Here is a 25280-nt window from a genome sequence, read left to right as displayed (position 1 = left end):
CGCCGACGGCCGCATCGTCGACGAACTCCACCAGCCCACCGCCGACACCGTCCTGGACCGCATGCGCCGCTTCGACGCCAAGGGCCGCACCAGCTAGTCCGGCGCAGCAGTCGCAGCCCGCTCACCGACCTTCCCAGGACACCCCATGTATCGCACCGCACTGCGCAACGTGCTGGCCCACAAGGGCCGGCTGCTGATGACGGCCCTGGCCGTCATGCTCGGCACCGCCTTCGTGGCCGGCACCATGGTCTTCTCCGACACCTTCGGCAAGGCCATGCGGGACAGCAACTCCAAGAGCTACTCGGACGTCTCGGTCCAGGTGGTGGACCGCGCGGCCGGCTCCAACGCCTCCGCCCGGCAGAAGAGCGAGGGCGGCTCCGCCACCCTCACCGACGCCACCGTCCAGCAGCTGGCCGCCCTGCCGGGCACCGCCGGCGCCCGCGGCGTGGTCAGCGGCTTCACCGGCGTGGCCGACAAGAAGGGCAACCTGATCGGCCAGGTCTGGGCCGCCAAGGGCGCCAACTTCGCACCCGGCCAGGACGGCAAGGACCCGCGCTACCCGATGGCCGAGGGCCAGGGCCCGAAGGCCGCCAAGGAGGTCGCGCTCGACCGCAAGACCGCCGACAAGGCGGGCTACAAGGTCGGCGACACCGTCCGGGTCGCCGCCAACGGACCGGTGATCGAGGCGAAGCTCACCGGGATCTTCACCACCGACGACCCGGTCGTGAACACCGGCGGCTCGCTCACCCTGTTCGACCGGGCCACCGCCCAGCAGACCCTGCTGGAGCCCGGCCGCTACAGCAGCGTCGTGCTCACCGCCAAGCCCGGCACCAGCCAGGACGTACTGCTCGCCCAGGCCCAGCCCGTGGTGCCCTCCGGCCACCAGTTCGACATCGAGACCGGCGCCAAGCTCAAGGCCGACGAGCAGGAGATGATCACCAGGAGCACCAGCAGCATGCGCACGATGCTCCTGGTCTTCGCCTTCATCTCGCTCTTCGTCGGCATCTTCATCATCGCCAACACCTTCACCATGCTGGTCGCCCAGCGCACCAAGGAGCTGGCCCTGATGCGGGCCATCGGTGCCAGCCGCAAGCAGGTCACCCGGTCCGTGCTGATCGAGGCGCTGCTGATCGGCACCGTCTCCGCGGTGGCCGGTCTGGCCGCCGGCATCGGGATCGGCGCCGGGATGCAGTCGCTGATCGGCGCGATGAACGAGAACATGCCGAACGGCTCGCTGGTGATCAAGCCGCTCACCGTCGTGGTGACGGTCGTGGTCGGCGTCCTGGTGACGGTCACGTCGGCCCTGCTGCCCGCCATGCGCGCCTCCCGGATCGCCCCGGTGGCCGCGATGAGCAGCGGCGACCAGCCGGTCTCCCAGAAGAGCCTGGTGGTCCGCAACACGATCGGCTCGGTGCTCGCCGGCGGCGGCCTCGCCCTGATCGGCTACGGCGCCTCCACCGGCAACGACAGCGGCCGGCTGCCGGTCGGCCTGGGCGCCTTCCTGGCCCTGATCGGCGTGTTCGTCCTGCTGCCGCTGCTCTCCCGTCCGGTGGTCGCGCTGGTCGGCCCGCTGCTGCGGCTCGGCGGCACCCCGGGCAGGCTCGCCCAGCGGAACGCGGTGCGCAACCCGCGCCGCACCGCGGCCACCGCCGCCGCGCTGACCATCGGTCTGACCCTGGTCACCGGGCTCACCGTGATCGGCGCCTCGGTCAACGACACCATCGACCGGGCCGTCACCGGCTCGATGAAGGCCGACTTCATCGTCGGGGCCGCCAACGGCATGAGCCTGTCCGCGCAGGTGCCCGCCCAGATCGCCAAGGCCCCCGGGGTGGCCGCCTCCTCGGCGATGACGACCGCGTACTGGGAGCTCGACGGCACCAGCAGGACGGTCAACGGCCTGGACGCCGCCGTCCTGGACCAGCTCGCCGACGTCGAGCTGACCAGCGGCTCCACCGCCGGCTTCGGCCAGGGCCAGCTGCTGCTCGACGAGGACGCCGCCAAGAAGCTGAACGCCACCACCGGCTCGGTGCTGACCGTGGCCTACCCGGACGAGTCCACCGGCAAGGTCACCGTCGGCGGCGTGTACAAGACCGGCGGCATGCTCGGCCCGGTCATGCTGGCCAACAGCGAGATCGCCAAGCACGAGCCGAAGCCGTACATCTCCGACGTCCTGGTCAAGGGCAGGGACGGCGCCACCGACGGCCTCAAGCAGGCCCTGAAGGACGCCACCGGCGCCAACCCGGTGATCGAGGTGAAGTCCAAGCAGGACGTCCGGGACGAGTTCAGCCAGACCATCACCTTCGCGCTGAACCTGATGTACGGCCTGCTGGGGATGGCGGTCCTGATCGCGATCCTGGGCGTGGTCAACACGCTGGCGATGTCGGTCTTCGAGCGCAAGCGCGAGATCGGGATGCTGCGGGCGATCGGCCTGGACCGCGGCGGCATCAAGCGGATGGTCCGTCTGGAGTCCGTGGTGATCTCGCTGTTCGGCGCCGGCATCGGCCTGCTGCTCGGCTGCTTCATCGCCTGGGCGATCAACGGCACCCTGAAGTCCAGCCTCTCCGGCCTGACCACGGTCCTGCCGTTCGGCCAGCTGGCGCTGTTCCTGGCGCTGGCCGGGGTGGTCGGCCTGGTGGCCGCGATCTGGCCGGCCCGCCGGGCGTCCAAGCTGGACATCCTGGAGAGCATCAAGACCGACTGACCGGTCCCGCAACGAGAGAGGTCCCCTGCCGGAGGGTTCGGCAGGGGACCTTCTACTTCTGTACTCCGCCCGGTCGCACGGCCGGCTGAGCACCACGGAGGTCGTGGTCCGGCAACGCTGCCGGGCGGAGAGCCTCCGACTCATACCCCGGTGCTCCCACACCGGGGTCTCAGTCGCTTACTTGCTGGCGAGTTCCTTGTCGGCGGCCGGCTTGGCGGCCTCGACGGGCTTGGTGGGCGGAGTGACCTCCTGGATGGGAAGCTGCGGCTTCTCCATCTGGGCGAGGCCGACCATCTCGCGCTTGAGAAACATCGCGAGGGTCCAGTCGGTGAAGACGCGGACCTTGCGGTTGAAGGTCGGCACCATCGCACCGTGGTACAGGCGGTGGAACCACCAGGCCGGACGGCCCTTCAGCTTGTACTTGCCGAAGAGGATCGCCACGCCCTTGTGCAGGCCGAGACCGGCGACCGCACCCAGGTTCTTGTGCTTGTACTCCTTCTGCGGGAAGCCGCGCATGCCGGAGATCACGTTGTCGCCGAGGACGACGGCCTGACGGCTGGCGTGCTGGGCGTTCGGCGGGCACCAGGCGCCCTCGCCCGCGGCGAGGTCCGGCACCTGGGCGTTGTCGCCGGCGGACCAGACGTAGTCGAAGCCCTGGACCTGGAGGGTCGGCGCGGTGTCGACGTGGCCGCGCGGGCCCAGCGGCAGGCCGAAGTTGGCCAGCACCGGGTTCGGCTTCACGCCGGCCGTCCACACGATGGTGGAGGCGTCCATCTCCATGCCGTTCTTCAGCATGACGTGGCCGTCGACGCAGGAGTCCATCGAGGTCTCGATGTAGACCTCGATGTTGCGCTCCTCGAGCTTCTCCTTGGTCCACAGACCGAGGTCCGGGCCCATCTCGGGGAGGATGCGGTTGGCCGCCTCGACCACCACGAAGCGCATGTCCTCGCGGCTGACGGTCTTGTACAGCTTGGCCGCGTCGCGGGCCATGTCCTCGACCTCGGCGACGGTCTCGATGCCGGCGAAGCCGCCACCGATCACCACGAAGGTCAGCGCCTTGCGGCGGATGTCCTCGTCCGTGGTGGACTCGGCCTTGTCGAGCTGGGCCATGACGTGGTTGCGGAGGCCGATGGCCTCCTCGACCGTCTTCATGCCGAGGCCGTTCTCCGCCAGACCCGGGATCGGGAAGGTGCGGGAGACCGAGCCGGTCGCGACGACCAGGTACTCGAAGGGCAGCTCGTAGCTGTCACCGGCCGCGGGCTGGATGGTGGCAACCTTGCGGGCGTGGTCGATGCCGGTGACGGACCCGGTCAGCACCTCCGCCTTCTTCAGGGTGCTGCGCAGCGGCGCGATGAGGTTGCGAGGCGCGACACTGCCGCCGGCCGCCTCGGGGAGGAAGGGCAGGTACGTCATGTACGACCGCGGGTCGACGACCGTGACGGTCGCTTCGCCGTAACGCATCTTCTTGAGGATGCGCATCGCGGCATACAGGCCGACGTAACCACCGCCGACAATGAGGATGCGAGGACGCTCCGTGGTGCTCATATCCGAAAGTATCCAGCACCGTCCGGAGCAGCCTTCGTGAGCCCGGTCACAAGTTGACGGACCCCCCGTGCTACACTGCGCGGCCGCAAAACCGGGCCCGGCGCGGTGGCCCCCACCCCTGGGCGGCCCCGCGCGAACGCACGGCGGAGCACCACCGGCCTGAGCAGCAACGATCCGCACAACGCCCGGGTTCCCGCACGTGATTTCGATTTTCAAACCTCAAACGAGGCCTGACCTGCGATCCCATGGGCCACCCGGCCGACGGGCCTTCGGTCCCACATTTCGGACGTAGTGGGCGGGCCGGTGCGGCGAATGGCCGGATCCCCATGTGAAGAAATTCACGAACTTTCCCACCCGCGCTCGGGCGCGCCCCGGCCCCGGCCCCCCGAAAGGGGTGCCGGGGCCGGTCGGGTAAGCCCCGCACGGGGTCAGGAGGCGATACCGAAGGCGATTCCGTCCAGGATGTCGTGCTCGCTCACGACCACCTCGGCGGCGCCGGTGCGCTCCATGATCTCCAGCAGTTCCAGCGCCCCGGCCGCGATCACGTCCACCCGGCCCGGGTGCATCGACGGGATGGCCGCGCGCTCGGCGTGGGTGGCGGCCAGCAGCTCCCGGGCGATCCCGGCGACCCGCTCCCGGCTGATCCGCGAGTGGTGGATCGCCGCCGAGTCGTAGCCGGGCAGGCCCTGGGCGATCGCGGACACCGTGGTGACCGTCCCGGCCAGGCCCACCAGGGTGGCCGCGCCGGTCAGCGGGACGACCTCCTCGGCCCGGTCCAGCTCGGCCCGCACGTGCGCCCGGGCGGCCTCGACCTGCGCCTCGGAGGGCAGCTCGGCGTCGCCGAAGTACCGCTCGGTGAGCCGCACGCAGCCGATGTCCACCGAGCGCGCCGCCTGCACGTCGTCCGTGCCGAGCACGAACTCGGTGGAGCCGCCGCCGAGGTCGAACACCAGGTACGGACCGGGGAACTGACCGCCGGTCAGCTCCTTGGTGGCGCCCACGAAGGACAGCCGCGCCTCCTCCTCGCCGCTCACCACCTCGGGCTCGACGCCCAGGATGTCGCGCACGCCCTTGACGTACTCGTCGCTGTTCTCGGCGTCCCGGGAGGCGCTGGTGGCGACGAAGCGGACCCGCTCGGGGCCGACCCCGAAGCCGGAGATGATCTCCTGGTACTCCCGGCAGGCCGCGAAGGTGCGGGCCAGCGCGTCCGGGTGCAGCCGGCCGGTCCGGTCCACGCCCTGGCCCAGCCGGTTGACGATCATCCGGCGGTCCAGGTCGGTGATCTCCCCGGTCTCCGGGTCGAGGTCGGCGACCAGCAGGCGGATCGAGTTGGTGCCGCAGTCGATCGCGGCCACCCGGGTCGCGCTCACTCGGACTCCCGCTCCGCCGCGGCGTCCTCGGCGGCCCGCTTCTTCGCGGCGCGCTCGGCGGCCTTCTGCTGCTTGGCGGCGATCACGGCCTCGTGGTCCTGCTCCTTGGCGCGGTTGCGGGCGACCCGCTCACCGGCCGCCTCGACCTCGGCCGGGGAGACGCACGGGCCCTTGGCCCACCAGTCCTCCAGCATGCCGATCGCCTCGTCGCCGAGCGGGTTGACGCCCTCGCCGGCCGCCAGCGAGTGGCCGACCAGCACGTGCAGGCACTTCACCCGGTCCGGCATGCCGCCGGCGCTCGGGAAGCCCTCCAGCACCTCGATCGCGTCGCGCCGGGCGATGTAGTCCTCGTGCGCCTTCTGGTAGGCGGCGGCCAGCTCCGGGTCCTCGGCGAGCCGGGCGCTCTGGTCCTTCATCACGCCCTCCGCCTCCAGGGTGCCGATCAGCGAGGCGGCCTTGGGGCAGGTCAGGTAGTAGAGCGTGGGGAACGGCGTGCCGTCCGGCAGCCGGGGAGCCGTCTCCACGACGTCCGGGTTGCCGCAGGGGCAGCGGTGCGCCACGCCGCGCAGGCCGCGCGGCACCCGGCCGAGCTGGGCGGCGATGGCCGCGACGTCGGCGTCGGAGACGGTGGGGTGGTTCTCAGTGGTCATGGGGGGAGGTGTCTCCAACGGGGGACGGTGGGAGGGGAAGGGGGGTGGCGGGGGCCGCCGCGGCGGTGTCGGCGGCGTCCACCGAGTCCCAGATGCTGGCGTACCAGGGCTTGGCGGCCTTCGCCTGGCCGGCGGCGCCGCCGGGCGCCGCGTTCGGCCCGGAGGCGGCCCCGCCCGCGGACGAGGAGGTCCTGGCGGAGGCCTGACCGGCCGGGTCCACCACGATGTACGGGGTCTCCCCCGGCACCGCGTAGTGCAGCCGGGCGCGGGCCTGCGCCTTGACGTACTCCGGGTCCTGCCAGCGGGCCTTCTCCCGGCGCAGCTGCTCGACCTGCTGGCGCGCGTGGTCGGCCTTCGCCCGCTGGGCGGAGATCTCGGCGCGCTGGGAGATGAACTGCCGCGTCGGGTAGGCGAGGATCGCCACCAGCGAGCAGAGCACCAGGACGAGGACGGTCGCCCGGCTCGTGAACCGGGGCCGGGCCGCCAAGCCCGGGATCCTCCAGCCAGCCATCTCCCGTATCCCCTCCTGGTCGCGACGGTGCCCCGCCGTCCACCCTACGGGGTGAACGGCGGGGCACCGGTCAGGCGTGCGCTACCGGGAGCGCTCAGCCCTCGTGGCGGAAGCGCGGGAAGGCGCCGCGGCCGGCGTACTCGGCGGCGTCGTCGAGGATCTCCTCGATGCGCAGCAGCTGGTTGTACTTGGCGACGCGCTCGGAGCGGGCCGGGGCACCGGTCTTGATCTGGCCGCAGTTGGTGGCGACGGCCAGGTCGGCGATGGTGACGTCCTCGGTCTCACCGGAGCGGTGCGACATCATGCAGCGGTAGCCGTTGCGCTGGGCCAGCTCGACGGCGTCCAGGGTCTCGGTCAGCGAACCGATCTGGTTCACCTTCACCAGCAGCGCGTTGGCGGTGCCGGTCTCGATGCCGCGGGCCAGACGGGCCGGGTTGGTGACGAACAGGTCGTCGCCGACCAGCTGGACCTTGTCGCCCAGCTTGTCGGTCATGGCCTTCCAGCCGGCCCAGTCCGACTCGTCCAGCGGGTCCTCGATGGAGACCAGCGGGTAGGCGGCGACCAGCTCGGCGTAGTACTCGATGAGCTCGGCGGCGGTGAGGTCCTTGCCCTCGAACCGGTAGGCGCCGTCCTCGTAGAACTCGGAGGAGGCGACGTCCAGGGCCAGCGCGACGTCACGGCCGGGCACGTAGCCGGCCTTCTCGATGGCCTCGACGATGAGGTCCAGGGCCTCGCGGTTGGAGTCCAGGTTCGGGGCGAAGCCGCCCTCGTCGCCCAGACCGGTGGACAGGCCGCGCTCCTTCAGCACGCCCTTGAGCGTGTGGTAGACCTCGACGCCCCAGCGGACGGCCTCGGAGAAGGACTCCGCGCCGATCGGGGCGATCATGAACTCCTGGATGTCGACGTTGGAGTCCGCGTGCGACCCGCCGTTGAGGATGTTCATCATCGGGACCGGCAGGACGTGCGCGTTCGGGCCGCCCAGGTAGCGGAACAGCGGCAGGTCGCTGGCCTCGGAGGCGGCGTGCGCGACGGCCAGCGAGACGCCCAGGATGGCGTTGGCGCCGAGCGAGGACTTGTCCGGGGTGGCGTCCAGGTCCAGCATGGCCTGGTCGATCAGGCGCTGCTCGGTGGCGTCGTAGCCGACCAGCTCCGGGCCGATCTGCTCGATGACGGCCAGGACGGCCTTCTCGACGCCCTTGCCGAAGTAGCGGTTCTTGTCGCCGTCGCGCAGCTCCAGCGCCTCGAAGGCACCGGTGGAGGCACCCGACGGGACAGCGGCACGACCCGTGCTGCCGTCGTCGAGGCCGACCTCGACCTCGACCGTGGGGTTGCCGCGGGAGTCGAGGATCTCACGGGCTACGACGACATCGATGGACGGCACGAGGCATCTCCTTGCGAGAGCAGGGTCCGGTCTGACGGTGGTGCTGCCAGCAGGACGATTGCGGAGTCGTTACGACCAGAGCCTAACCGCCCGGGCTGCCGTGGCCGCGTCGGCCTCGGTCCCGTCTCACCGTGTGGCCCTGCTACCCACCGGTAGTTCACCTGCTTGTCCCAGCTTGTCCCACCGGAGCGGGCGAATGCGGACGAAGGGGACCGGTAGGACCGGCCCCCTTCGGACGGCGGGGTGGAGCGGCGTCGGTGTCGAGCGCTCCGGCGCGGCTGCGGGCGCCCCCGGCGGGCACCCCGGTCTCGGGGTACTGCCGGCCGCGGGCGGTCCCGGCGTCGGGCGGGGCGGCTCAGCCGAGGTGCAGCACCTGGCCGGGCATGATCAGGTTCGGGTCGCCGCCGACGGTGGAGTGGTTCTGCTCGTACAGCGCGCTCCAGCCGCCGGACACGCCCTGGGCGGCGGCGATGGTCGACAGGGTGTCACCGGCACGGACGGTGTAGTCGTGGCCGGCGGCCTGCGGGGCCTGCTGCGCGGCGCGCGGGGCGTACTGCGGCTGGGCGGCGGCCTGGCCTGCGTACTGCTGGTAGACGCTCTGGTGGCTGGTCCAGTACCAGCCGCCGTTGTTCTGGTACCAGTACACCTTGGCGTCGGCGTCCCAGCCGGCCTTGCCGGAGAAGCCCGGGGCCTGCGGCTGCGGGGCGACCTGCTGGACCGGCTGCGCGGCGGGCTTCTGGGCCGGCTTCTGGGCGGCGGGCTTCTGCGCGACCGGCTTCTCGGCCGGCTTGGCGGCGGACTTCGGGGCCTGCTGCTTGGGGGCGGACTGCGGCTTGGCGTCCGAGGAGGTGTCGACCGAGGCCGGGGCACCGCCCTTGGTCAGACCGGCCTTCTGGGAGCAGACCGGCCAGGCGCCCGGACCCTGCGAGGCCAGCACCTTCTCGGCGACCGAGATCTGCTGGGCCTTGCTGGCCTGGTTGGCCTGCGCCGCGTAGGCGGTGCCGCCGTACGCCTTCCAGGTGCTGGACGTGAACTGGAGGCCGCCGTAGAAGCCGTTGCCGGTGTTGATGCTCCAGTTGCCGCCGCTCTCGCACTGGGCGACGGAGTCCCAGGTGGAGGCCGGGGCGGCGGAGGCGCCGGTGGCGGTGAGGAGCGGCATCGCGAGTCCGACGCCGGCCACACCGGCGACGGCGATGGCCTTCTCGGCCTGGGTGCGACGACGGTGACGGCCAGTTCCAACGAACAGCATGAAGAGGTCCCTCTCCGTACGCCTGCGAGGTGAGCTGTCGGGTTCGGACCGGGAGGTGGCCCGGCCGCCGTAAGCGGAAACGATTCCGCTCGGGCGGCTTCACCCCAAGCCGTGGGGAGACGGCAACAAACCTGGTTCCCCCGCCCCTGCCCAGGGTTCTGGTCGGTTTCCCGTGACGCGGCGGGCAGGATTCGGCGTTCCGCGTACGAGGTCCGCAGCTGCGAACTCCAGGGAGAGTAGACAGATCATCAGACCAATCACAAGCTCATATCACCGATATCACACAACAATTACGGCCCGTGTCCGATCGCCTACCAACAGCGGCGTTATGTCCGGATTGATGGGTGTTCACACCCCCGTCGGCGGGCGATCGGCGACCTCCCGTCAGCGTGATCTCAGCAGGTCGGAGGCGTCGAAGAGGCATCCGGAACGGGGTGCGGAGGGGCGTGCGGGGAACGGCTCTCCGGGCTGAATTCCACCGGGAGTTCGCGCAGGCCACGCATGATCAGACCACCCCGCCAGCGCAGATTCTCCGGGCTTTCCGCGAGCCGCAGATCGGGCAGCCGGGAAAGCAGCGTGGCCAGCGCGGCACGCCCTTCGAGGCGCGCCAGCGGAGCGCCGATGCAGTAGTGGATGCCGTGCCCGAAGCCCAGATGGGGGTTGTCCTTCCGGGCCAGGTCCAGGGTGTTCTCCGCCGCGAACCGGGCCGGGTCGCGGTCCGCCGCGGCCAGCACCACCAGCACCGGGTCACCGACCGGGATGTCCACCCCGCCGATGGTCAGCGGACGGGTCGCGAACCGCCAGGTCGCCAGCTCCACCGGCCCGTCGTAGCGCAGGAGTTCCTCGATCCCGGTCTCCAGCAGCGCGCTCTCCCCGCGCACCACCGACTCCTGCAGCAGCCGGCGCTGCTCCGGATTGCGCAGCAGCGCGTAGGTGCCGTTGCCGATCAGGTTCACGGTGGTCTCGAAACCCGCGAACAGGAGGATGAAGGCCATCGCCGCGGCCTCGTTCTCGGTCAGGTGCTCACCGTGGTCGCCGGCCCGGATCAGGCCCGAGATCAGGTCGTCCCCGAGGTCCGCCCGCTTGCGGTGGATCAGCTCCAGCAGGTACGCCCGCATCCGCTTCACCGCCCGCCCCACGCCGCCGCGTTGGCCCCCGCCGTGGCGGATCATCATCCCGGCCCAGTCGCGGAAGTCGTCCTGGTCCTCGGCCGGCACCCCGAGCATGTCGCAGATCGCGTAGATGGGGAGCGGGAACGCGAACTCGTGGATCAGGTCCGCCGAACCGCGCTGCGCGAAGCCGTCGATCAGCCGGTCGGTGAGCTGCTGCACCCGCGGCTCGAACTCGGCCACCCGGCGCGGGGTGAACGCCTTCGACACCAGCCGGCGCAACCGGGTGTGGTCCGGCGGGTCGATGTTCAGCAGGTGGGTCATCAGGTCCGCTTGCCGCTCCCCCGGGATGCCCACCCGGCCGGTGCGGTGCGCCTGCCCGCTGTGGTGCGCCGGGTTCTTCGACAGCCGGCTGTCCGCGAGCGCCTGCCGGGCGTCCGCGTACCTGGTCACCAGCCAGGCCTCCACCCCGCTCGGCAGGGTGGTGCGGTGCACCGGGGAGTGCTCGCGCAACCAGGCGTAGGCGGGGTACGGGTCGGCGGCGAACTCCCAGGTGAACAGCTGCGGGGCGGGGGCGTCGGACGACGGGGCGGCGGGCCGGGCGGGGACGGGCTGAGCTGGCATGGACCGACCGTATCCGGTGCGACGGGCCCGCCCTCCCTCCGGCGGGGCGCCGCTTCCCCGCCACTCCTCCGCCGCGCTTCCGCGACCGGACGCGTCGGGCGCGCCAACACTCCGTGGCCGGTCCGTGGCCGGTCCGTGGACAGCTCTTGGCCGACTCTTGGCCGCGGGGCGGGCGTGAGCCTGGTCACCTGAGGGGTAATCCCTGTTGCGGAGGGTCAGGACGTGCCTACGATCCTCCGCAGTACGCGTGGGCGCCGGTGCGGTGTCGCCCACAGGGAGGAGCAGACCATGCGGGTCAGCGGGTCAGTCGTCGTCATCGCGGTCCTCGACGGCGGGTCGGGCGCGGGCCTCGCCCGCCGGTTCGCCGCCGCCGGCACCGCCGGAATGCTCATCGCCGACCAGTACGCCGGCATCGCCGAGGACCTCGCCGCCGAACTCGACCGGCCGGGCTGCCCCGTCGTCGGCGTCTGCGGCGACATCCGCCGCCCCAGCGACGTCGCCGCCCTCGTGGACACCGCCGAGAAGCACCTCGGGCCGATCGACCTGTTCGCCGTGGCCGGCCCCGACGGCGAGCGGATCATCTCGCTGGCGGACCTGCCCGACCACCTCGACCTGGAGCGGCTCGCCGAACTCGTCCTCCTCGTCGGCGAGGCCATCGGCGAACTCGTCCCGCCGCAGCGGCGCCCCGAGCGCACCGCCACGGCGGCCTGAGCGCCTACTCCCCGACCGGACCGAGGCCCTCGGCCGCGCGCACCGCGTCCCGGTAACCGCGCGCGGCCGACCGCAGCGCGGCGTCCACGTCCACCCCCGCGTCGTGCGCCCGCTGCACCACCGCGAGCAGCAGCCGGCCCGCCGAATCGGCCGTCAGCTCGGCCGGCAGCCCGTACGCCTCGTCCGGCACCCCCGTGAAACCCGCCCGGCGCACCCGCGACACCAGCTTCGCCGCGTACGCCAGTGAGGGCAGCCCGGCCGGCACGCCGTCCAGCACCGACTCGCGGTCCGCCTTCTCGGCCGCCTTCAGCTGCTCCCAGTTCGCCTCCGCCTCGGTGGCGCCCTCGACCTCCACGTTCCCGAACACGTGCGGGTGCCGGTACATCAGCTTCTCGACGATGTCCCCGGCCACGTCGTCGACGGTGAACGGCTCGGTCGGGTGGTCCTCGGCGATCCGGGAGTGGAAGAACACCTGGAACAGGACGTCGCCCAGCTCCTCGCGCAGCGTCTCCCGGTCCCCCGCCTCGATCGCCTCGACCAGCTCGTACGCCTCCTCGACCAGGTACTTCACCAGGCTCTCGTGCGTCTGCTCGGCGTCCCAGGGGCAACCGCCCGGGGAGCGCAGCCGGTCCATCACCGTCACCAGGTCCAGCAGCCGCGACCCCGGCAGGTCGTACGAGCCGGGCAGCACCTCGATCTCCGGCACCTCGCCGGCGTGCTCCACCGCCAGCCGCGCCAGCGCGTCGGTCAGCCCCGGGTCCCCGTCCGGGCTGCCCAGCCACACCGTCGGCCCGGCCCCCGCGGGCTGCCCCGTCAGCAGCCGCGCCAACGCGGGCGCCGACCCGGCCGGCACCGCCTCCACGACCACCCCGGCCTGCCGCACCGCCGCCACCTGCGGATGCCCCTCGTCCCCCACCAGCACCCGCCCCGCCGACCGCAACGCCTCCCACGCCGGCCACGCCAGCAGGCCGGGAGCCACCCGATGGGTGGTGGTCAGCAGGATCAACTTCGCGCCCGGAGTCTCCGTCGGCACAGCATTCGTCGTCACCCCCCGAACCTACCCCCGCACCCCCACCCCGGGCCGGGCCGGGCCGGGAAGCCGCCACCCCGCTGTCCCCACCCCGCCCGCACGAGCACAGGAAGTCGACCCGGCCGACTTCCCACTTCCCCAAACCGGCCAGACCACCATCCCCGAGGCCCCCACGCACCCACGCGAGCACAGGAAGTCGACCCAGCCGACTTCCCACTCCCCCGCACCACGCCCCGCGCCGGTCGGCGCCCGCCCAGGGAAACACCACATCCACACGGTCGTCCGGCGGCCAGTGAGCCAGAGCCGCAACCAGCCACGACGGACGCCGTCCAGGGCAGCGCGGGAAGCCACCGCCCCGCTGGCCTCCCCTGCCCCCTCCTGCCGTCCCCCACCACGCCCGCACAAGCACAGGAAGTCGACCCCGCCGACCTCCTGCTCCCACCCGCGCCGGTCGGCGCCCGCACGGGGAAACACCACATCCACACGCTCGTCCGGCGGCCGGTGAGCCCGAGCCGCAACCAGCTACTGGAGACGGCATCCCAGGCAGCGCGGAAAGCCAGCCTCAGCCGCCGCTACCCGACGCCCCAGCTCTGCCGTCCCCCACCACGCCCGCACAAGCACAGGAAGTCGACCCGGCCGACTTCCCACGCCCACCCGCACCGGTCGGCGCCCGCACCGGGGAACGCCGCGGCCGCGCGGTCGTCCACCGTGTGGTGGGCCAGAGCCGCAAGCGGCCACGGGGGACGAGGAGCGCTGGAAGTCGATCCGGCCGACTTCCCACTCCCAGCCGCCCCGCACCGGTCGGCGCCCGCACGGGGGAACGCCACGCCCACGCGGTCATCCGGCGGCCGGTGAGCCCGAGCCGCAACCGGCGACGGAGGACGGCGCCCAGGAGGGGCATGCGCCAGGTGCTGTCGTGGCGGTTGCCGCCGGTTGGCGTGACAGCCGACAGCATGCGCCAGCCACCAGCCGTCACACGGCGCCTCGAACCCGGCCCGACGCAGCCGACGGACCCAGCCGCCTTGCCAGTCACCGCGACGGCCCCAACAGCGCGGAGCCACCTCCCGGCATGACAGCCGACGGCACGCCCCGGCCGCCAACCGTCACACGGCGCTCCGGATTCGAACCGGCGCAGCCGACCGGACCCGACCCCCGTGCGGGCCATCGCGACGAACCCAACGATGCGAGCCGCCGGTCGGCATGACGCTCCTGACCACCAGCCGCCACATGCCGCTCCGAGCCCCGCACGGCACGGCACGGCACGGCCGACCGGACCCGCTCCCGTTGCGGGCCGCCACGGTTGGCCCGCCGATGCGAGCCGTCGATCGCCGCCCGCGACCGGTCCACGTCACCGGCATGGTGCCGCCCGGTGGGCAGCCGCTGCGGCGGCCGCTCCCCCGTCCCAGTGCGTGCCAGTCCCGAAGCCGCGCTCCTGCGGCAGACGGCTCCGGTCGTCCAACGGCGGGCGGCCGGATCCCTGGAGCCGCCGCCGCGCCAGCGGCGGCTCGGTCCTGCCCCACAGGTTGTCCGGCACCGACCACGGCGGTCTCCTTCCCACCGCCTGCCCAATGCCCCGCTCGTTCAGCGGCGGGGCGGGTGCCAGGGGCGGCGGCGAGAGTACGGGTGAAGCGGTCCCCACCCCACAGCCCGCCCGACACCCCGCCCCCTCAGCGGCGGGATGGGAGCCAGGGGGCGGCGGTGAGGGTGAGGGTGGAACGGTCTCCTCCCCACGGCCTGCCCGATGCCCCGCCCCTCAGGGACGGAATGGGGGCCAAGGGGCGGCGGTCGGGGTGAGGGTGGCGCGGTCTCCTCCCCTTACCTGCCCGATGCCCCGCTCGCTCAGCGGCGGGGCGGGGCCGGGGAGTGGCAGTGAGTGTGAGGACGAATCAGTCCCCTCCCCACAGCCCACCCCGACGCCGCGCCCCCTCAGAGACGGGGCGCGGTCCAGGAGGCGGCGGTGAAAGTGAGGGTGAAGCGGTCCCCACCCCACGGCCCGCCCGACGAGCCACCGCCTCGGCGGCGGGATGGGAGCCAGGGGCGGCGGTGGGAGTGGGGGTGGAACGGTCTCCTCTCCACGGCCTGCCCGATGCCCCGCCCCTCAGGGACGGAATGGGGGCCAAGGGGCGGCGGTGGGGGTGAGGGCGAAGCGGTCTCCTCCCACACGGCCCGCCCGACGAGCCACCGCCTCAGGGGCGGGGTGGGGGCCAGGGGGTGGCGGTGGGGGTGAGGGTGGAGAGGGATTGGCGGAGGCGGCGGACGGTGGGGTGGTGGGGGCCGTCGCGGCGTTCGCGTTCGAGGAGGAGGGGGAGGAGCCACTGCCAGGCGTTCTGGGGGTCTCCGGTGGCGGCGAGGTGGAGGCCGATGCGTTCGCGGAGGTCGTAGCCGCGCTCGGGGTCGGTGTCGAGGCCGGATTCGAGCCGGGCGGTGTGGGCGGTGAGGAGGGCCTGGTACTCGGCGAGGGCTTCGGGGCCGTGGCCGAGCCGGTCGAGGCAGATCGCGGCGCGGTAGCGGTGGTCGAGGCCCTGGGGTCCGTGCGGGCCGCCGTCGGCGGTGGCGGCGAGGCGGCGGTACTCGGGGAGGGCCTGCTGGGGGTGGCCCTCGTGCAGGAGGGTGCGGGCGTAAATGCTGCGGATGGTGCGCACCAGGGGTGCGGCGTCGCCGAGTTCGGCCTCGGCCCGGGGCAGCAGGCGGGCGGCGAGGCCGAGTACCTCGGTGTGGCGGCCGGCGTCGACCAGGTCGGAGAGCCGGGCGCACTCGGCGCCGAGGTCCGGGCCCGCGGGAACCGGGGGTGGGGTCGGAGGGGTCGAAGGCGCGGGCGGGATGAGGAAGGGTCGTGGCTCGGAGCGGACCACCGACGGCGGGGCGGCCGGGGCAACCGGCGCGGCAGCCTCGGCCGGCGGCTGCGGCTGGTGCGGGTAGCGGAAGGGCCGGGCCGGGTCCGGCAGCGGGGTGTAGCGGGGTTGCGGGGCGCCGTCGGCCGGGGGCAGCAGCGGGAGCAGCCGCGCGTAGACGGTCCGGGCGTCGGCCGGGCGGTCGGCGGGCTGCTTGGCGAGCAGGTCGAGCACCAGCTGTTCCAGCGGCTGCGGCACCTCGGGGCGCAACTCCCGCAGCGGGACGGGCGGTTCGTCGACGTGCCGGCGCAGAACGCCGAGCGCGGTGGGGGCCCGGAACGGCTCCTCCCCGGCCAGCATCTCGTGCAGCAGGCAGCCGAGTGCGTAGAGGTCGCTGCGCGGGTCGGTGGTGGCGGCGAGGGCCTGTTCGGGGGCCATGTAGGAGGGGCTGCCGACGGGCACGCCGGTGAGGGTGAGCCGGGTGGTCTCGGTGTCGAGGGCGGTGGCGATACCGAGGTCGAGCAGGACGGTGCGGCCGTCCTCGCGGACCATGACGTTGCTCGGCTTGAGGTCGCGGTGGACCACCGGGATGGCGTGGACGGCGGCCAGCGCGGTGCACAGCTGCGCGGCGACGGCCGCCGCGCGCTCGATCGGGAAGGGCGCGTCCTCGGCGATGAGGTCGGCCAGGCTGACGCCGGGGATGCGCTGCATGACGAGGTAGAGCTCGCCCTCGTCCTCGCCCGCGTCGAAGACGGTGACCAGCCCGGGGTGGTCGAGCGCGGCCGTGACCCGGCACTCGCGCAGGAAGCGACGGCGCAACTCGTCACCGTGGCTGGCCCGTTCGCCGCCGGAGCCGGTCCCGCCGGGGACCAGGTGCTCGGGGCGGAGCAGCTTGACCGCGACCGGGCGGTACAGCCGTTCGTCCTGGCCGGCCCAGACCTGGCCCATGCCGCCGTGGCCGATCTTCTCGGTGAGCCGGTAGCGGCCGGCGATCAGCCGGGTGGCGGTCACGGCCGGTCCTCGCGGGCCTGGCGGCGCAGCAACTCGCCCAGCTCGCGCAGGTCGTGAGAGGTCTCGGGGGCCGGGGCCACCGGACCCTGGGCGGCGGGAGCGGGTACGCCGTACCCCGGCACGGTCGCCGCGTACGGCGAGACGTTGGGCACCGCGTACGGCGAAACGGCCTGCGGCACGCCCGGCGGTACGGCCTGCGGCGCCGGCCGCCCGGCCAGCCAGACCGCGCGGCTGTCCATCACCAGGAAGTGCGCTGTCGGCAGGAGCCAGAGCACGGCCAGGGTGATCGAGCCGGTGGTGTCGGCGGCCGGGTTCTTCAGGGTGCCCGCGATCCCGGCGGAAACGATCATGGTGAGCAGCAGCGCGCAGAACACCGCCGCGCCGAGGATGTCGTACGCCCGTCGGCGCCGGACCGCCAGCAGCAGCGAGGGGACGGCCCCGAGCAGGCCGAAGGTGAGCAGCGGGGCCAGCGCGCAGAGCACCCGCGCGACCACCCCGAACCGCCCGGGCACCGGAGCCTGTCCGGCCACCGCCACCGGCCGGGGCAGCCCGCCCGGCAGTCCGCCCGGCACCGTGCCCGGCGCGTACCCCGGCCCCGGCCCCGGCCCCGGCCCGTACGGCGTTCCGCCGGGCGGCGGTCCGAACTGCCCGGGGTACTGCCCTGACATGCGCGCTCCTGAGCTGGTGAGGACCGGCACCGACGGACGGTGCGAACGGCTGCGCCCACCGTACCGCCAGGCCCGGTCGCCCCGGAGGGCTTCCGTCCGCCTGCTGCCGCATCGGTATCACGCCGGTACCGCGCCGGTACTGAGCCGTGGTCACCTCCGGAACGGACCCCGCCCACCTGGGGACACCGCCGCCCACCGGAGCGGGGCGCGACGCCGACCCGAGGACGGGCCCCGGGGCGGGACCGGTCGTCCACGCCGGAGCCGCACGCGGCCTCGGGGTGCGTACACCGCTGGGAGGTGTGCCCTACTCCGGCGGCGCCAGGGCGCCGGTCGCCAGGGCGTCGGTGGCGGCCCGGGCGAGGCCGCGGCCGAGGGCGGCGGCCTGGGTGAGGGCGGCGTCGAAGGCGGCGAGGCGGGCGAAGGCGGTGCCGAGGCGGTGCTGGGCGGGGAGTGGGAGGCGGGGCAGTTCGACGCGGCGGATGTCGAGGCGGGCGGTGGTGGTGGCGTGGCTGGCGGCGCGTCGGGTGCCGGCGGTGGAGCGGAACTGGCCGGCCAGGAACTCGGGGTCCAGGGCGGCGGGGTCGGGCCGCAGGAGGTGGAGTTGGCGGCCGAGGGCGGCGCCGACCAGCGGGCCCTCGGCGGGGACGACCCGGGCGGTGCCGCCGCCGAGGGCGGGGACCAGGACGTCGCCGGGGCGGGTGCGGACGTCCCCGGCCGGGCCGGGGCCGGTGGCGAGGACGGCGCTGGGGGCGGCTCCGGTGGCGAGGTCCTGGTCGGTGACGACGGGGGTGCCGCCCGAACCGGCCGGCCGGGTGGCGGCGCCGGTGCCGGAGGAGTACACCTCCAGCGCGCCGCCGCGGACCAGCTCGCCGATGGTGACCACCCCGACGGGCGCGACACCGGAGGCGCCATCGGTCGCGGCGCCCGGCCGCGGCAGCAGCGTGACCGGGTCGGGCAGGTCGGCCAGCAGTTCGGCGAGCCGGCCGCCGAGGTGGGAGAGTTCGGCCGCGCCGCCGAGCGGGGCGGCGGGCGGGACGTGCCGGGCCGGGGAGAGGTCGGTCTCGTCGTCGAGCAGGTCGATGGCGGCCATCACCCGGTGGACGCCGGGGCGGTCGGCGGGAACGGGCAGGCCCTCGCGCGCGGCGAGGTCGAAGCCGCGCCAGGCGTCCAGGACGGTGCGGCGCAGCCCGGTCCAGTCGACCTTGTCCCGGCCCCCCTCGGCGGCCTGCGCCCCGGCGGCCCCGCCCGGTCCGGTAGGTGCCGGGCCGGAGGCCGACGCCCCGGCGTCCAGCATCAGCACCTGGCGGAAGTCGCTTCCCGGCAGGGGCGCGCGCAGCACCCACAGGTGCAGCGGGACGCCGTACGGCGGGGCGGCGCCGGCCGGCAGCGCGATGACGGCCCGCAGCGCGCCGGAGCGGAGCAGTTCGGCCCGGATGCGGCGGCCAGCCCGGCGGGCGGCGACGGTCGGCGGGAGCAGCAGCGCGGCGAGGCCGCCGGGGCGGGTGTGGGCGAGGCAGTGCAGCACCCAGGCGAGTTCGGACTCGCCGCGCGGCGGGACGAGCCCGCCGGGCCAGCGGGTGTCGTACTGCAGCTCGTCGTGGCCCCAGTCGCGCTCGTTGTACGGGGGCTGGCAGAGCACCGCCTCGAAGGTGTCGCCGGGGAAGCCGTCGGCGCGCAGGGCGTCGCCGGCCCGCAGGTCGAGCGGCAGCGGGCCGGGCTCGTCGGCGGGGGTGTGCAGGGCGATCCGGAGCCGGGCGAGGGCGGCGGCGACCGGGTCGGCGTCCTGGCCGTAGCGGCCGGTGGTCGGCGGGTGGGCGAGCAGGACGGAGCCGAGGCCGACGGCCGGGTCGAGCACGGTGGCGGGGACGCCGGCGACGGCGGCGAGCAGCTCGGCGGCCTCCGGCGGGGTGGGGCTGAGCTGGCGGGTGTTGGCCTCGGCGTACCGGGTGAGCAGCTGCTCGTACGCGCCGACCGGGCCGGCCTGGGCGGCGAGTTCGGCGAGCAGCCGGGCGAGGTCCAGCTGGGTGCTGCCGAGCAGGCCGGGGAGGCCGAGGGTGCGGGCGCCGTCCGGGCCGAAGGCGTGCACGGCGGTGCCGGCGACGGCCCGGGGCAGTGCGAGGGCGAGCCGGGTGTCGGGCCGGTCGGCGAGTTCGGCCCACTGTCCGGGCTCGCGGTGCAGCAGCAGGAGCAGGGCGCCCGCCTCGACCAGCGGGGCGGCGGGGTGGCCGGCCGGGTCGCGGAGGGTGTCGACGAGCTGCCAGACCCGCTCCAGCAGCGGGAGTTCGGCGATCTTGCCCTGGGCGCGCAGCCAGGACTCGACCTCGGCGAGCGCGAAGGCCGGGCTGGCGTCGGTGCCGCCGACCGGGCGCGGGAAGTCGGGGTGGCGGCGGCGCCAGTTGCTGACCGCGGCCCGGCCGACGCCGGCCAGCCGGGCGATCTCGGCGGCGGTCACTTCGGGACGGTCCGGCACGGGGGCTCCTTCGGTGGGGCTGCGACCGCACTGCGGGCGGGGGCTGGGCGCCGGGCCGGGGTGGGCGGCTCGGGGCTGTGACCGCACAGCATAGCGACGGGCCCCTCGATCCCAGTTCACATGTGAACAGAGTTCTTTTGTGAAATCGCATTGACATGGTTCACGCCCGAGTGGTGTGATCTCTCCGTCGCCACCGAACGGGGGCGGCGCCAGGAAGACCACCGATCACCGGGAGAACACCCATGTCCGCGACCCCCCGCCGCCGCACCGCCTCCCTGCTGCTGGGCGCCGCCCTGATCACGCTCACCGCGACGGCGTGCAACTCCACCGGCGGCCCGTCCGTCGCCACCGAGCCCAAGCAGAGCGCCGCCGCGAGCGCGCCCGCCGGCGGCGGCAAGCCGGCCGACGCCCCCAAGGTGGCGCAGGTCGGCGACACCATCCCGCTCAAGGGCAACGACCCGGCCGACACCGCCGACGTGACGCTGGTGAAGGTGGTCGACAACGCCGAGGCCGACAACGAGTACGTCCACCCGGCCGACGGCAAGCGCTTCGTCGCGGTCCAGTTCCGGATCAAGGCCAGCGGCAAGAAGGCCTACAGCGACGCCCCGGGCAACGGCGCCAAGGTGCTGGACGCCCAGGGCCAGGCCTTCGGCACCACGGTCGCCGACACCAAGGCCGGCCCGAGCTTCCAGGTCCCGGCCACCATCGCCCCCGGCGAGAGCGCCCTCGGCTTCGTCACCTTCGAGGTCCCGAAGGACGTCAAGCTCGACAAGGCCCAGTTCGGCCTGGACAGCGGCTTCGCCCCGCAGACCGGCCAGTGGAAGATCGGCTGACAGCCCTGTTCACAGCCGCGGCCCCGCCCCGCCCCGCTCAGGCGGACGGACAGGCAGGCGGACAGGCAGGCGGACAGGCAGGCGGACAGGCAGGCGGACAGAAACGAAACGGCGGCCCCGGGCAGAGCCCGAGACCGCCGTGGACCACCCGAGGGGCGGACGCTACTTCTTCGCCCCCGCCAGGTCGTCGAACATCGCCGACAGGAACTCGCTGCACCAGCCCAGCAGCTCCCGCCCGACCAGCGGCTTGCCGCCGATCCGCCCGGTGCTCGGGCGCGGCACCAGCAGCTGCTGGGCCGCCGCCTTCACCTGGCTGCGCGGGTAGAGCCGGTTCAGCCGCAGCTGCTGGGACTCCCGCAGCTCCACCGGCCCGAAGCGCACGTTGGAGCCCTGGAGGGTGATGTCCGAGATCCCGCACCGCCGGGCGTACAGCCGCAGCGCCGCGACCAGCAGCAGGTTCTCCACCGGCTCGGGCAGCTTGCCGTAGCGGTCCACCAGCTCGTCCCGGACCTGCTGGATGTCCTCCTCCGAGTTGACCGCGGCGATCGAGCGGTACGCCTGCAGCCGCAGCCGCTCGCCAGGCGCGTAGTCGTGCGGCACGTGGGCGTCGACCGGCAGCTCGATCTTCACCTCCAGCGGCTCCTCCTCCGCCTCCCCGCCGCCGGCCAGCGACTCGCGGAACTCCGCCACCGCCTCGCCGACCATCCGCATGTAGAGGTCGAAGCCGACGCCCGCGATGTGCCCGGACTGCTCGCCGCCGAGCAGGTTGCCCGCGCCGCGGATCTCCAGGTCCTTCATCGCGACGTACATGCCCGCGCCCATCTCGGTGTGCTGGGCGATGGTGGCCAGCCGCTCGTGCGCGGTCTCGGTGAGCGGCTTCTCCGGCGGGTACAGCATGTACGCGTAGCCGCGCTCGCGGCCGCGGCCGACCCGGCCGCGCAGCTGGTGCAGCTGGGAGAGGCCGAAGGTGTCGCCGCGCTCCACGATCAGGGTGTTGGCGTTGGAGATGTCGATGCCGGACTCCACGATCGTGGTCGACACCAGGACGTCGAACTCCTTCTCCCAGAAGTCGACGACGACCTTCTCCAGCTGGGTCTCCCCCATCTGCCCGTGCGCGGTGGCGATCCGCGCCTCGGGCACCAGGTCCTTCAGCCGGGCGGCCGCCTTGTCGATCGACTCCACCCGGTTGTGGATGTAGAACACCTGGCCCTCGCGCAGGAGTTCACGCCGGATCGCGGCCGAGATCTGCTTCTCGTCGTACGGCCCGACGAAGGTCAGCACCGGGTGCCGCTCCTCCGGCGGGGTGGTGATGGTGGACATCTCGCGGATGCCGGTGACCGCCATCTCCAGGGTGCGCGGGATCGGGGTCGCGGACATGGTGAGCACGTCCACGTTGGCGCGCAGCTTCTTCAGCTGCTCCTTGTGCTCGACGCCGAAGCGCTGCTCCTCGTCGACGATGACCAGGCCGAGGTCCTTGAACCTGGTCTCGGAGGAGAACAGCCGGTGGGTGCCGATGACGACGTCCACCGAGCCCTCGAACAGCCCCTCCAGGACGGCCTTGGCCTCGCTGTCGGTCTGGAAGCGGGACAGCGCCTTCACCGTCACCGGGAAGTTGGCGTAGCGCTCGGCGAAGGTCGAGAAGTGCTGCTGCACCAGCAGCGTGGTCGGCACCAGCACCGCCACCTGCTTGCCGTCCTGCACGGCCTTGAACGCGGCCCGCACCGCGATCTCGGTCTTGCCGTAGCCGACGTCGCCGCAGATCAGCCGGTCCATCGGGACGGACTTCTCCATGTCGGACTTGACCTCGGCGATGGTGGTCAGCTGGTCGGGCGTCTCCGCGTACGGGAAGGCGTCCTCCAGCTCGCGCTGCCACGGGGTGTCCGGGCCGAAGGTGTGGCCGGGGGCGGCCATCCGGGCCGAGTACAGCTTGATCAGGTCGGCGGCGATCTCCTTGACCGCCTTCTTGGCCCGCTGCTTGGTCTTCGCCCAGTCCGCGCCGCCGAGCCGGTGCAGCGTCGGGGCCTCGCCGCCGACGTACTTGGTGACCTGGTCGAGCTGGTCGGTCGGCACGAACAGCCGGTCGCCGGGGTGGCCGCGCTTGGCCGGGGCGTACTCCAGCACCAGGTACTCGCGGGTGGCGCCCTGGACGGTGCGCTGCACCATCTCGACGTACTTGCCGACGCCGTGCGCCTCGTGGACGACGTAGTCGCCGGCCACCAGCGCCAGCGGGTCGATCGCGTTGCGGCGGCGCGAGGGCATCCGGCGCATGTCCTTGGTGGAGGACTTCTGGCCGGACAGGTCGGTCTCGGTGATGACCGTGAGCTTCAGGTCCTCGTCGACGAAGCCGTGCTCGATCGAGCCGCAGGAGACGTGGACGACGTCCCGGGTGGGCGCCTCGGCGAGGTCGGCGACCAGGCGGGCCGGGATGCCCTCGTTGCCCAGCACCTCGGCGAGCCGGGAGGCCGGGCCGTGGCCCTCGGTCACCATGACGACCCGCCAGTCGGCGGCCAGCCGCTCCTTGGCGTCGGCGATCGCCCGGGCGGTGTCGCCCCGGTAGGCCTCGACGGCGTGCATGCCGAGGGTCAGCGTGTTGGCGTCGAACTCCAGGATGCCGTCGACGGTCGACTCGCTGGTCGCGAACGGGCTGACCGACCACCAGGGCAGTCCGATCTCGGCGGCGTGCTCGCGCACCTCGGCGAGCGAGCGCAGCGAGGCGGCGGAGACGTCGATGGCCTCCAGGTCGATCGGCCGGTCCCCGCCCGCCGCGGCCGCGACCCAGGACGCGTGCAGGAACTCCTGGCTGGTCGCGACCAGGTCGGCGGCCCGGGTGCGGACCCGCTCCGGGTCGCAGACCACCGTGACGGAGCCGAGCGGCAGCACGTCCAGCAGCAGCTCCATGTCGTCCACCAGCACCGGCGCCAACGACTCCATGCCCTCGACCGCGATCCCCTCGGCGATCCGGTCGAGGATCTCGGCCAGCCCGGGGTGCTCGGCGGCCAGCTCGGCGGCCCGGGCCCGCACCTCGTCGGTGAGCAGCAGCTCTCGGCAGGGCGGCGCCCACAGGCCGTGCTCGGCGATCTCCAGCGAGCGCTGGTCGGCGACCTTGAAGTACCGGACCTCCTCGACCTCGTCGCCCCAGAACTCCACCCGCAGCGGGTGCTCCTCGGTCGGCGGGAAGACGTCCAGGATGCCGCCGCGGACGGCGAACTCGCCGCGCTTCTCGACCAGTTCGACGCGCGCGTAGGCGGCGGCGGAGAGCCGGCGGGCCACCTCCTCCAGGTCGTACGACTCACCGCGCCGGACGGCCACCGGCTCCAGCTCGGCCAGCCCCTTGACCTGCGGCTGGAGCACCGAGCGGACCGGGGCGACGATCACCTGGACCGGCCCCGCCGCCGGGTCGTCCGCCCTCGGGTGCACGATCCGGCGCAGCACGGCCAGCCGGCGCCCGACGGTGTCCGAGCGGGGCGACAGCCGTTCGTGCGGCAGGGTCTCCCAGGCCGGGAACTCGGCGACGGCGTCGGCGGGCAGCAGCGAGCGCAGCGAGGCCGCGAGGTCCTCGGCCTCCCGGCCGGTCGCGGTGACGGCGAGCACCGGACGGCCCCGTTCCCCGGCGGCCTGCCCGGCGAGCGCGCGGGCCAGCGCGGCGATGGCGAACGGCCGGGCGGCGGGCGGCCCGACCAGGTCCAGGTGGCGGCGTCCGCCGGCCGCGGCTCCGGTGGCGGTGGCCGCCTCGATGGCCTCGGCGAGCGCCGCGTCCCGCGCGACGACATCGAGCAGTCCGGTCAGACTCATCTGGGGTCTCTTCTTCGTCCCGTGGCTGGTGCTGTCCCGGGGCGGCGAAGGCCCGCCGGGGCAACGCGAACGGCCCGGCACGCCGAGCGGCCGGGGGTCTCCAGCCTACGCCGCGGCACGGACACGCACGCGGTCCACGGCTCCGGCGGGGCCGGACCCGAGCCGGACCGGGGACCGCACCGGGACCTCGCCAGGACCGCACCGGGGCCGCACCGGGGCCCGGGGCGTCGACCCCCGCCCCGGGCCGGCCCCAAGTTTTGTCAGGAACACATCCGGGAACGAACGGCTGGACGGACCACCGGTCCGGCCGGTGGACGAACCGACCGGAACCCGCACCGAACCGGGCACGGCCATCCGCCACGAACTGGACATACTCCTGTCACTGGCCGTCCATGGAGATCGCGCACCATGGTGAACGTGCCCGCCGCACCCAACCGTGGGGGATGGCTGTGGGGGCACTGTCGCACCCCCGATGGGGGTCGGAGGTGCGAGGCCGGGCGGCCCTGGGTGGGGGCGCCCGCCCAAGCGCCGGGAACCGTGGCGCCCTTTCCTGGAGGGCGCCACGGGTCTCGGCCTCTTTCGTTCCCGGGGCCTACCCCGTCGGCCGCCGTCCTATCCCGAACCCGGCCCCCTGTTCCGCCCCGCCCCGCCCCGGCACGACCGGCACCCCGGCACGACGAAGGCCCCGGCCCGCCCGGTCTTGGGTTCTAACGGTCGTCGCAACACCTCAGCTCAAGGGGTGCGATGGACTTCGAGATCCGCGGGGAGCGGAAGCCGCAGGGGCGTAGGAAGCT

Annotated in this window: 15 protein-coding genes, 1 pseudogene and 1 riboswitch; of the genes and pseudogenes, 4 read left to right on the top strand and 12 right to left on the bottom strand. The window is 73.6% G+C overall.

The window, feature by feature from the left end; all coding sequences use genetic code 11:
* Both ACWDD9_RS42780 and ACWDD9_RS42775 read left to right on the top strand, forming a co-directional pair.
* A pseudogene (locus ACWDD9_RS42780) lies at positions 1 to 97 on the top strand (ABC transporter ATP-binding protein); the annotation flags it as partial.
* 48 nt (positions 98 to 145) lie between these two features.
* The gene (locus ACWDD9_RS42775; protein ID WP_375877778.1) at positions 146 to 2701 is read left to right on the top strand and encodes an ABC transporter permease; all 2556 of its coding nucleotides are present in this window, start codon (positions 146 to 148) and stop codon (positions 2699 to 2701) included.
* Positions 2702 to 2878: 177 nt separating this feature from the next.
* Here the strand turns inward: ACWDD9_RS42775 and ACWDD9_RS42770 are convergent, their stop codons facing one another.
* From ACWDD9_RS42770 to ACWDD9_RS42740, 7 genes are all read right to left on the bottom strand, one after another.
* A complete protein-coding gene (locus ACWDD9_RS42770; protein ID WP_049651966.1) occupies positions 2879 to 4246 on the bottom strand; it encodes an NAD(P)/FAD-dependent oxidoreductase in 1368 nt (455 codons plus the stop codon).
* 428 nt (positions 4247 to 4674) lie between these two features.
* Positions 4675 to 5616 carry a Ppx/GppA phosphatase family protein gene (locus tag ACWDD9_RS42765; protein ID WP_449814660.1) on the bottom strand — a complete coding sequence of 314 codons (942 nt, stop codon included), beginning with the start codon at positions 5614 to 5616 and terminating at the stop codon, positions 4675 to 4677.
* Positions 5613 to 6284 carry a DUF501 domain-containing protein gene (locus tag ACWDD9_RS42760; RefSeq protein WP_079271855.1) on the bottom strand — a complete coding sequence of 224 codons (672 nt, stop codon included), beginning with the start codon at positions 6282 to 6284 and terminating at the stop codon, positions 5613 to 5615. The genes ACWDD9_RS42765 and ACWDD9_RS42760 overlap by 4 nt, the downstream gene beginning before the upstream one ends.
* Positions 6256 to 6753: an FtsB family cell division protein gene (locus tag ACWDD9_RS42755; protein ID WP_449814659.1), complete on the bottom strand. Its 498-nt coding sequence runs from the start codon at positions 6751 to 6753 to the stop codon at positions 6256 to 6258. The genes ACWDD9_RS42760 and ACWDD9_RS42755 overlap by 29 nt, the downstream gene beginning before the upstream one ends.
* Before the next feature lie 118 nt (positions 6754 to 6871).
* Positions 6872 to 8158, bottom strand: a complete 1287-nt coding sequence (gene eno, locus ACWDD9_RS42750; RefSeq protein ID WP_049651968.1) for a phosphopyruvate hydratase — start codon at positions 8156 to 8158, stop codon at positions 6872 to 6874.
* 355 nt (positions 8159 to 8513) lie between these two features.
* Positions 8514 to 9407 (bottom strand): transglycosylase family protein, encoded by an 894-nt coding sequence (locus tag ACWDD9_RS42745; protein ID WP_449814658.1) that lies wholly within the window; start codon positions 9405 to 9407, stop codon positions 8514 to 8516.
* Positions 9408 to 9412: 5 nt separating this feature from the next.
* A riboswitch (cyclic di-AMP (ydaO/yuaA leader) is annotated at positions 9413 to 9581 on the bottom strand.
* Positions 9582 to 9802: 221 nt separating this feature from the next.
* Complete coding sequence (locus ACWDD9_RS42740) at positions 9803 to 11140, bottom strand: cytochrome P450 family protein (RefSeq protein WP_074001296.1); 1338 nt, start codon at positions 11138 to 11140, stop codon at positions 9803 to 9805.
* A 288-nt stretch (positions 11141 to 11428) separates the two neighbouring features.
* On the opposite strand from ACWDD9_RS42740, the gene ACWDD9_RS42735 reads away from it, so the two are divergent.
* Positions 11429 to 11851 carry an SDR family NAD(P)-dependent oxidoreductase gene (locus ACWDD9_RS42735; RefSeq protein ID WP_049651970.1) on the top strand — a complete coding sequence of 141 codons (423 nt, stop codon included), beginning with the start codon at positions 11429 to 11431 and terminating at the stop codon, positions 11849 to 11851.
* Between the two features lie 4 nt (positions 11852 to 11855).
* Here ACWDD9_RS42735 and ACWDD9_RS42730 read toward each other — a convergent pair whose 3' ends face one another.
* The 4 genes from ACWDD9_RS42730 to ACWDD9_RS42715 all read right to left on the bottom strand — a co-directional run bounded on the left by ACWDD9_RS42730 (position 11856) and on the right by ACWDD9_RS42715 (position 19861).
* On the bottom strand, positions 11856 to 12899 hold the full coding sequence (locus ACWDD9_RS42730) for a MazG family protein (RefSeq protein ID WP_241852759.1): 1044 nt from the start codon (positions 12897 to 12899) through the stop codon (positions 11856 to 11858).
* 2168 nt (positions 12900 to 15067) lie between these two features.
* A complete protein-coding gene (locus ACWDD9_RS42725) occupies positions 15068 to 16723 on the bottom strand; it encodes a protein kinase domain-containing protein (protein ID WP_449814657.1) in 1656 nt (551 codons plus the stop codon).
* Complete coding sequence (locus ACWDD9_RS42720) at positions 16720 to 17391, bottom strand: hypothetical protein (protein ID WP_449814656.1); 672 nt, start codon at positions 17389 to 17391, stop codon at positions 16720 to 16722. Before ACWDD9_RS42720 ends, ACWDD9_RS42725 begins: the two co-directional genes overlap by 4 nt.
* A 304-nt stretch (positions 17392 to 17695) precedes the next feature.
* Entirely contained in the window at positions 17696 to 19861 is a 2166-nt protein-coding gene (locus ACWDD9_RS42715; RefSeq protein WP_449814655.1) for an N-6 DNA methylase, read from the bottom strand.
* Positions 19862 to 20103: 242 nt separating this feature from the next.
* On the opposite strand from ACWDD9_RS42715, the gene ACWDD9_RS42710 reads away from it, so the two are divergent.
* A complete protein-coding gene (locus tag ACWDD9_RS42710; protein WP_449814654.1) occupies positions 20104 to 20694 on the top strand; it encodes a DUF4352 domain-containing protein in 591 nt (196 codons plus the stop codon).
* A 162-nt stretch (positions 20695 to 20856) separates the two neighbouring features.
* Here ACWDD9_RS42710 and mfd read toward each other — a convergent pair whose 3' ends face one another.
* Positions 20857 to 24486: a transcription-repair coupling factor gene (mfd, locus tag ACWDD9_RS42705; protein ID WP_074001293.1), complete on the bottom strand. Its 3630-nt coding sequence runs from the start codon at positions 24484 to 24486 to the stop codon at positions 20857 to 20859.
* Between the last annotated feature and the right edge of the window lie 794 nt (positions 24487 to 25280).

Source organism: Kitasatospora sp. NPDC001119 (genome assembly GCF_053598475.1).
This window is presented reverse-complemented; position numbering and strand designations above follow the sequence as displayed.

Excerpts from the sequence above, each read along its gene's own strand:
- ACWDD9_RS42720 (WP_449814656.1), bottom strand. The coding sequence starts at position 17,391 with ATGTCAGGGCAGTACCCCGGGCAGTTCGGACCGCCGCCCGGCGGAACG.
- mfd (WP_074001293.1), bottom strand. The coding sequence starts at position 24,486 with ATGAGTCTGACCGGACTGCTCGATGTCGTCGCGCGGGACGCGGCGCTC.
- ACWDD9_RS42775 (WP_375877778.1), top strand. The coding sequence starts at position 146 with ATGTATCGCACCGCACTGCGCAACGTGCTGGCCCACAAGGGCCGGCTG.
- ACWDD9_RS42745 (WP_449814658.1), bottom strand. The coding sequence starts at position 9,407 with ATGCTGTTCGTTGGAACTGGCCGTCACCGTCGTCGCACCCAGGCCGAG.
- ACWDD9_RS42770 (WP_049651966.1), bottom strand. The coding sequence starts at position 4,246 with ATGAGCACCACGGAGCGTCCTCGCATCCTCATTGTCGGCGGTGGTTAC.
- ACWDD9_RS42735 (WP_049651970.1), top strand. The coding sequence starts at position 11,429 with ATGCGGGTCAGCGGGTCAGTCGTCGTCATCGCGGTCCTCGACGGCGGG.
- ACWDD9_RS42740 (WP_074001296.1), bottom strand. The coding sequence starts at position 11,140 with ATGCCAGCTCAGCCCGTCCCCGCCCGGCCCGCCGCCCCGTCGTCCGAC.
- ACWDD9_RS42710 (WP_449814654.1), top strand. The coding sequence starts at position 20,104 with ATGTCCGCGACCCCCCGCCGCCGCACCGCCTCCCTGCTGCTGGGCGCC.